Annotated in this window: 8 protein-coding genes and 1 pseudogene; 8 read left to right on the top strand and 1 reads right to left on the bottom strand. The window is 67.9% G+C overall.

Annotated elements, in window-relative coordinates; genetic code table 11:
- From DBR34_RS24385 to DBR34_RS20550, 5 genes and pseudogenes are all read left to right on the top strand, one after another.
- Positions 1 to 268 (top strand): annotated as a pseudogene (locus DBR34_RS24385) (plasmid replication/partition related protein); the annotation flags it as partial.
- Between the two features lie 236 nt (positions 269 to 504).
- Positions 505 to 1,797: a DUF445 family protein gene (locus tag DBR34_RS20565; protein ID WP_128098153.1), complete on the top strand. Its 1,293-nt coding sequence runs from the start codon at positions 505 to 507 to the stop codon at positions 1,795 to 1,797.
- A gap of 97 nt (positions 1,798 to 1,894) precedes the next feature.
- On the top strand, positions 1,895 to 2,293 hold the full coding sequence (locus DBR34_RS20560; protein WP_159496325.1) for a DUF4124 domain-containing protein: 399 nt from the start codon (positions 1,895 to 1,897) through the stop codon (positions 2,291 to 2,293).
- Positions 2,294 to 2,350: 57 nt separating this feature from the next.
- Positions 2,351 to 2,641, top strand: coding sequence for a type II toxin-antitoxin system RelE/ParE family toxin (locus tag DBR34_RS20555; RefSeq protein WP_128098155.1), 291 nt, complete (start codon positions 2,351 to 2,353; stop codon positions 2,639 to 2,641).
- A gap of 39 nt (positions 2,642 to 2,680) precedes the next feature.
- A complete protein-coding gene (locus tag DBR34_RS20550) occupies positions 2,681 to 2,986 on the top strand; it encodes an addiction module antidote protein (RefSeq protein WP_128098151.1) in 306 nt (101 codons plus the stop codon).
- Between the two features lie 3 nt (positions 2,987 to 2,989).
- Here the strand turns inward: DBR34_RS20550 and DBR34_RS20545 are convergent, their stop codons facing one another.
- Complete coding sequence (locus DBR34_RS20545) at positions 2,990 to 4,207, bottom strand: aminotransferase class V-fold PLP-dependent enzyme (RefSeq protein ID WP_128098150.1); 1,218 nt, start codon at positions 4,205 to 4,207, stop codon at positions 2,990 to 2,992.
- Positions 4,208 to 4,578: 371 nt separating this feature from the next.
- On the opposite strand from DBR34_RS20545, the gene DBR34_RS20540 reads away from it, so the two are divergent.
- The 3 genes from DBR34_RS20540 to DBR34_RS24380 all read left to right on the top strand — a co-directional run.
- Positions 4,579 to 6,813: a TonB-dependent siderophore receptor gene (locus DBR34_RS20540; RefSeq protein ID WP_128098149.1), complete on the top strand. Its 2,235-nt coding sequence runs from the start codon at positions 4,579 to 4,581 to the stop codon at positions 6,811 to 6,813.
- A gap of 117 nt (positions 6,814 to 6,930) precedes the next feature.
- A complete protein-coding gene (locus DBR34_RS20535) occupies positions 6,931 to 7,254 on the top strand; it encodes a DUF3649 domain-containing protein (protein ID WP_128098148.1) in 324 nt (107 codons plus the stop codon).
- A partial coding sequence (locus tag DBR34_RS24380) for a PepSY domain-containing protein (protein ID WP_258224210.1) occupies positions 7,251 to 7,503 on the top strand: 253 nt, incomplete at its 3' end. The genes DBR34_RS20535 and DBR34_RS24380, both read left to right, overlap by 4 nt.

Here is a 7,503-nt window from a genome sequence, read left to right as displayed (position 1 = left end):
CGGCAAGGACGAGCTGAAGCAGGCCGCCAAGCGCGTGCGCGAGGCCAAGCGCAAGCCGCGCAAGCCGGTGCAGGAGGTGCTGCACAGCGCCGACGGTGACGCCGAGGTGGACCCCAGCCGCGAAGCCGAGATTGCCGACGCGCTCAACGCGCTGGGCGAAGGCCCGGCGGAACTGCGCCAGCGGGTGATCGCGCTGACGCTGGAAAACGACGCCCTGCGCCAGCAGCTGGCGGCGCTGCGCAAGCAGCTGGCCGACGCCGACGCGTGATGTGAAGCGGTGCGCCGCGTAGCGCCGGGCTCTGCCCGGCTGCTCGTGGTGCGGACCGCGCCATGCACCTGCGGACAGCCCCCGGGGTTGCCGGCCAGCGGCCGGCACTACCGTTCTGTTGGGGTTCGCCTGGTTGCCGGGCAGAGCCCGGAATTACCGTTCTGTTGGATTCGCCTGGTTGCCGGGCAGAGCCCGGCACTACCGGGTGCTCATACCGGGGTAGGTAGACTGTGGGGATGACGCCTATTGCTCCCCCCGACCCCCGCCGCGCGCAGCTGCGCCGTCTCAAACTGATCGCGCTGGCGATGCTGCTGGCCATGCTGGGCGGCTTTGTCATCAGCCACCTGCAGGGCGAGCGTGGCATCTGGGCGTGGGTGTCGGCGTTCTGCGAGGCCGCCGCCGTGGGCGCACTGGCCGACTGGTTCGCCGTGGTGGCGCTGTTCCGCCGCCCGCTGGGCCTGCCCATTCCGCACACCGCAATCATCCCGCACAGCAAGGACCGCATCGCCGACAGCCTGGCGGTGTTCGTGCGCGACCAGTTCCTGGAACCGCAGGCGCTGCTGGCGCGGTTGCAGGTGTTCGACCCGGCCAGCCGGCTGGGCAGCTGGCTGGCCGACCCGGCACGGTCGCGGCTGTTGGCCGACATGGCCCGCGGCTGGGCACTGCAGGCGCTGGACTTCCTGGACGAGGCGGCGGTACGGCGCAGCATCCAGGGCTTTGTGATCCAGCAGCTGCGGCAGTGGAATGCCGCAGCCACGGCCGGCGAGCTGCTGGGCCTGCTCACCGCCGACAACCGCCATCAGCGCGTGCTTGACGAGGGCCTGACCCGGGTCAGCGAGTGGCTGGACAACGAATCGGTGAAGCAGCGCGCGTCCGAGCTGATCGTGCGCTACATCCAGCGCGAGTGGCCCAAGCTGGCCAGCACCGTGAACTGGGTCAAGCCGATCGACGAGATTGGCGACAGCCTGGCCGAGCGCATGGCGCACGCGGTGCTGGCCGAGCTGCAGCAGATCCTGGCCCAGCCCGAGCACCCGCTGCGGCGCGATTACGAAACCTGGCTCGCCGATTACATCCAGCGCCTGCGCACCGACCCGGCGCTGGCCGGGAAGATCGACCAGATCAAGCAGCAGATCATCGACCATCCGGCCGTGCAGGAGTATGTGCAGGGCCTGTGGGAGCGCATCCACGCCAGCCTGCGCGCGGACCTGTCCAGTGAGGAGTCGGCACTGGCCGGCCACCTGCGCCGCAGCCTGGCGTCGGTCGGGCAGGCGCTGCAGGACGACCCGTCGCTGCGCGATGCGCTCAACCAGCACCTGATGGATGGCGCCGAACGCCTGACCAGCCGCCTGCGCGAGGGCGTTACGCAGCACATCGCGCAGACCGTCAAGGGCTGGGACGAGCGCCACCTGGTCGAGCAGCTGGAACTCAGCGTCGGCCGCGACCTGCAGTTCATCCGCTTCAACGGCACCCTGGTGGGCGGCCTGATCGGCCTGCTGCTGCACGCCCTGACGGTGTGGATGCACTGGTAGGAACCCCGCCCGGTTGACGGATTGACCGGGTGTTTTTGTGAATTGGTTCGCGTATTCTGCCGCGCATTCCGGGCTGGTGTGGCCCACAGGGGGAATGATGCAAAGGACCATCCTTGCGCTGGCGCTGTGCGCGCTGGCCAGCAGCGCCCATGCCGGGCGCGTGTACAAATGCGCCGCCGGCGGGCAGACCATCTACCAGACCGTGCCCTGCCCGCCCGAGCAGGACACCGGCGTGACCCGCCCGATCACCCGCGACCCCAACCTGACCTGGGAAGAACGCACCCGCGCCCAGCGCGAACTGTACGACGCCCGCCGGCGTATGCAGGCCGATGCCGGCCGCGGTCAGCCGGCGGTGCGCGGTACGGTCATCGACGGCTCGATGGATCCGGAAAAGTGCGAAGACCTGCGCGTGCGTCGCGACATCAGCGAGGCCTTCGGCCGCACCGCGCCGCAGCGCGTTGAAGACGAGATCAAGAAGGCCTGCGCGAAGCGGTGATTGCAGCGGGCATCTGCCCGCTTGCAACGAGTATCCAATCAGATACACTCCGTCGTCATGACGTCGGTGCGGGCAACCGAGGACTTCGACAGGTGGCTGCGCCGATTGCGCGACACGCGGGCGCGCGCGTTCATCGCCGAACGCATCCAGCGCCTGGCCCATGGCCTCGAAGGTGACGTCAAGCCGGTCGGCGGCCGTGTCAGCGAGCTGCGCATCCACCACGGTCCGGGGTACCGCGTGTACTTCACGCGGCGTGGCAGGCAATTGATCATCCTGCTCTGTGCGGGCAGCAAGGACAGCCAGGCATCGGACATCAAGAAGGCGCAACGGATCGCCGACCAGCTCTAGCGCGCACTGCAATACGGCTCTCTTTCCAGGAATTTCCCCATGCGCAAGCCTCACCTCCTCGCATTCGACCCTGCCGACCACCTGGTCGACGATGCCGCCATTGCGCTGTACCTCACCGAGGCGCTGGCCGCCGACGACGCGGTGCATTTCCAGGATGCCCTGCAGGCCGTCGCACGTGCACGCGGAATGGCCCACATCGCCGAATCGACCGGCCTGGGCCGCGAAAGCCTCTACAAAGCCCTCAAACCCGGTGCGCATCCTCGTTTTGACACGGTGCAGCGCGTGCTTGGCGCGCTGGGCGTGCGGCTGACGGTCACGCCGCTGGACCACTCAGGGCAAGCCTGAGCGTCACTGCCCCAGTACCGCACGTACCGCCCCCACCAACGCCTCCATCTGCGCCGGCGTGCTGAAGATGCCCGGCGTTACCCGCAGGCAGGCGCCGGAGGCCAGGCCGTCGCGCGGCACCACGAACACGCCCGCGTGCCGGACCATTTGTTCGGCGGTGGCGGTGGTATCGGCCAGCGTGGTCTGGCCGCGCAGACGGAAGGCGGCGATCGCGCTGGACAGGCGTGGATCGGCCGAGGCCAGCAGTTGCACGCGGTCGTCGTCGCGTAGCGCATCGAGCCACAGGTTGCGCAGGTACACCAGCCGGGCGCGCTTGTTGGCCACTCCGATGCGCTGGTGCAGGTCCAGCGCGACCGGCAGCGCCATGCACGCGGCGAAGTTCACCGTGCCGGTGTGGACGCGGCTGTCGATGCTGTCATCGTCGGCCTCGCCCATGTACGGGTCCAGATCGCGCACGCGGCCGCGCCGCACGTAGATCGCACCCATGCCGACCGGCGCGCCGATCCACTTGTGCAGGTTGATGCCAACGAAGTCCACGCCCAGCGCGCGTAGCGGGGTGTCCACCTGGCCGATGCCATGCGCGGCATCGAGCACCACCTCCACGCCGGCGGCGCGTGCCAGCGCTGCGATCTCGGCTACCGGCAGCAGCATGCCGTTGCGGTGGTTGACCTGGGTGAGCAACAGCAGGCGGGTACCCGGGTAGCGCTGCAGCGCCTGCCGGTAGGTGTCGATGATGCTGTCGTAGTCGAACGGTTCGGGCAGCACGATGCGCTGTGCCGCCACGCCGCGGCGGACGTGCAGCCAGCGCATCGCGCTGATCATGCTGTCGTAGTCGGTGTCGGCGTACAGCACGGTGTCACCGGGGGCGAGCCGGTGATAGCCGCCGATCAGGACCTGCATCGCCTCGGTGGCGCCGCGGGTGAGCGCGATCTCGTCGGCGTGCACGCCCAGCACCTCGGCCAGGCGGGTCCGCGCCTGTTCCAGCAGCGGTGGAAACGCCCGCCGCCCGAACCACGCATTGCCGGCGTTCACCGTCGCGGTGGCCTGCTGGTAGGCCTGCAGTACCGGACGCGCCATGGCACCCCAGTACCCGTTGTCGAGCATCACCACCGCATCGTCGAGGTCGTACAGCGCGCGTATGTGCGCCCACCAGGTGTCGTCGGTGGCCAGCTGGGCTGGCGTGCGGTCGCGGATCATCGGCAGTTCCAGCCCATCCATCATCACGTGTCTGCATCGGTCTTGGCAGGTTGCAGTCTGCCAGTGCACCGGCGTGCATGACCACGCCTTGGGCAGGGAGTGAACGGTTTGATAACGCTTGCCGAACGAAATGATAATGACTATCATTCACGCATTGGATGTACGCCCAGCCTCTCCGGCCCCGGCAGCGCGTGTCGCGCCATGGTCCCGCCCCGTGTACGCCCCTCGACGACCCGTTCTGGTGCCCGCGAATCGCCGATGGCGGCGAAGCGGTGCGCCGGAGCAATCCCGCCGGAGATGCAGGCTGCCCTGCCCCACCACGTTGTCACGTGGCGCCACGCCCAGCGCGGCCCGCAATGGATTGCAACGCCGCTTTACCACCCTGGAAACCCGCCATGACCGCTTCAACCGCATCGCCGCTGATCCGCCCCTCCCTGCTGAGCCTGGCCCTGCTTGCTGCCCTTGCCGGCCATGCACCGGTGGCGCTGGCCGAGACCGATCCGGGCGATGCCACCACGCTGGACACGGTCAAGGTCACCGCCGACGGCGACATCCCGACCTCGTACACGGTCAAGCAGGCGCGCACCGCCACCAAACTGGACCTGTCGTTGCGGCATACCCCGCAGTCGGTCACGGTGGTTACCCGCCAGCGCCTGGACGACATGGGGTTGTTCGCCCTGTCCGACGTGATGAGCCAGGTCACCGGCGTGCACGTGTCGGTCACCGACAGCGAGCGCATCAGCTACATCTCGCGCGGCTATGCCATCAACAACTTCCAGATCGACGGCATGCTCAACACCTTCGGTGGGTCGCTCAAGACCAACACCGACAGCGCGATCTACGAGCGCATCGAGGTGGTCCGCGGCGCCACCGGGCTGACCACCGGTGCCGGCGATCCGTCGGGCACCATCAACATGGTGCGCAAGCGTCCGACCGATACGATGGCAATGAGCGCCGGGATCACGCTGGGCCGCTGGGGCAACCAGCGCCTGGAGGCGGACATCGGCGGCCCGGTCGCCCTGGATGGCCGCGTGCGCGCGCGGTTCGTGGCCGCCAAGCAGCAGAGCGATTCGTTCCGCGACATCTACAGACTCGACAAGGATGTGTTCTACGGCATCGTGCAGGCCGACCTGAGCGACAGCACCCTGTTCGAGGTCGGCTATGACTACCAGTCGCCGAAGACCACCGGCGTGACCTGGGGCGTGGTGCCGTACTGGGGGGCCGATGGCACGCCGGCCAACCTGCCCCGTTCCACCAACCTGTCCGCGGAATGGAGCAGCTGGCCGATCGTGGAGAAGACCACCTTCGCCCGCCTGGAGCAGCAGCTGGGCAACGGCTGGGCGATCAAGGCCGCCGCCACCCAGGCCAAGCGCGATACCGACGGCAGCGTCTGGTACGGCGCGGCTGGCTATCCGCGTGCGGACGGCACCGGCGTTACCGCCTACACCAGTCATTTCGCCGAACGCAGCGAAATGAACGTGTTCGACCTCAACGTCGGCGGCCCGTTCCGTCTGTTCGGGCAGGAACATGAGCTGGTGGCCGGGATCGGCCAGTCGGTGCGCGACAGTGAGGTACCCGGCATCGAGATCCCCGACGTTCCGGCCAGCTATGCGCAGGTGCCGGACTGGCGCAACTGGACCGGTCAGGTCGCACAGCTGCCGATCCAGCGGTTGGGCCGCATCGCCTCGGAAAACGAGTTGCGTCAGCGCGCCGCCTACGTGGCCGCCAGGCTGCAGCTGGCCGATCCGCTGCTGGCGGTGCTGGGCGCGCGCTACGGCAGTTGGGAAACCCGTACCTGGAACTACCGCTATGACGCGGCCGGCAACCGCAGCGGGACCACCCGCGGCGGCTACAAGCCGGACGACTCCCTCACCCCGTACTTCGGCCTGATCTACGATTTCACCCGGCAGCTCAGCGCCTACGCCAGCTACACCGACATCTTCCAGCCGCAGTCCTACCGCGACCGCAACAACAATTACCTGGAGCCGGTGGTCGGGGACATGTGGGAAGCCGGCCTGAAGGGCGAATTCTTCAACGGCCGGCTCAATGCCTCGGCGGCGGTGTTCAAGGGCCTCAAGGACAACGTGGCCGAACTGGACGACTCGGTGCCGCCGGGCACCCTGCCCGATGGCACCGATGCCTACCGCTCCAGCGGCAAGGGCAACAAGGTCAGGGGCTGGGAAGTGGAAACCCAGGGCAGCATCACCGAGAACTGGAACGTTTCGGCCGGCTTTGCCCATACGACCATCCGCAACCAGGCCGGCGTGCTGCAGAACACCACCAACCCGATCGACACCTTCCGCCTGAACACCAGCTGGCGGCCCAGCGGTGTCTGGGACCGGTTGTCGCTGGGCGGCGGGGTGACCTGGCAGAGCAGCATCTACCGCAACAGCACCAAGCCGCGCGCCGACTACCTGACCAGCGGGCGCACCGAATCGGCACGCATCACCCAGGACGCGTTCTATCTGGTCAATGTGTTCGCCGGCTACCGCTTCAACGACAATTTCTCGGCCCAGCTCAACATCAACAACCTGCTCGACAAGAAGTACTACAGCAACGTCGGTTTCTACAACGGCGTGTACTGGGGCGAGCCGCGCAACGTGATGTTGAACCTGCGCTGGAAGCTGTAACCGTTCTCCAGGGAACGTTGCTTCGTGCAGCGACACGGCCACGGACGGCCACTTTTCCATGCATCACCGGCCGCGGCCGGTGATGTCCGTTGTTCGACATGACATTGCAGGTTCCCCGTGGACAGCACGCCTGACGCCAGCTGGTTCAGCCGCTTCGGAAGTTTCTTCGCCCGCCCCTGGCTGGGCGTGTTGTCACGCTCGCTGGCCGCCATCTTCGGCGGCTACGCGCTGGCCGCCACCTGCGCGATGTTCTTCGCCGTGGCCCTGCCGATCGCGCGTGGGCAGGCAGTGTTGACCGGGATGCTGGTGGCCATCGTGCTGTGCGCCTGCGCGGCGTTGTGGGCCTTCGCCACCCGTACCGCGCTGCGCGCGTGGGTCGGCATCCTGATCCCCACCGCGCTGTTCTGGGTGGGTACCGAACTGCTGAGGGCTGGCGCATGAAAAACGGATTCCGCCAATCGATGGCGTGGCTGCACACCTGGACCGGCCTGCTGGTCGGCTGGCTGCTGCTGCTGATTTTCATGGCCGGCACGGCCAGCTACTACCGCGAAGAGATCAGCCGCTGGATGCGCCCGGAGCTGCCGCGCAGTACGGTGTCCAACGAGGTCGCCGCTGAACGTGCCATTGCGTTCCTGCAGCACAAGGCGCCGCAGGCCGAAAGCTGGAACGTGACCCTGCCCGACCCGCGCA

It is taken from the genome of Stenotrophomonas sp. HMWF003, assembly GCF_003061285.1.
In the GTDB taxonomy this organism is placed as follows: domain Bacteria; phylum Pseudomonadota; class Gammaproteobacteria; order Xanthomonadales; family Xanthomonadaceae; genus Stenotrophomonas; species Stenotrophomonas maltophilia_AP.
This window is presented reverse-complemented; position numbering and strand designations above follow the sequence as displayed.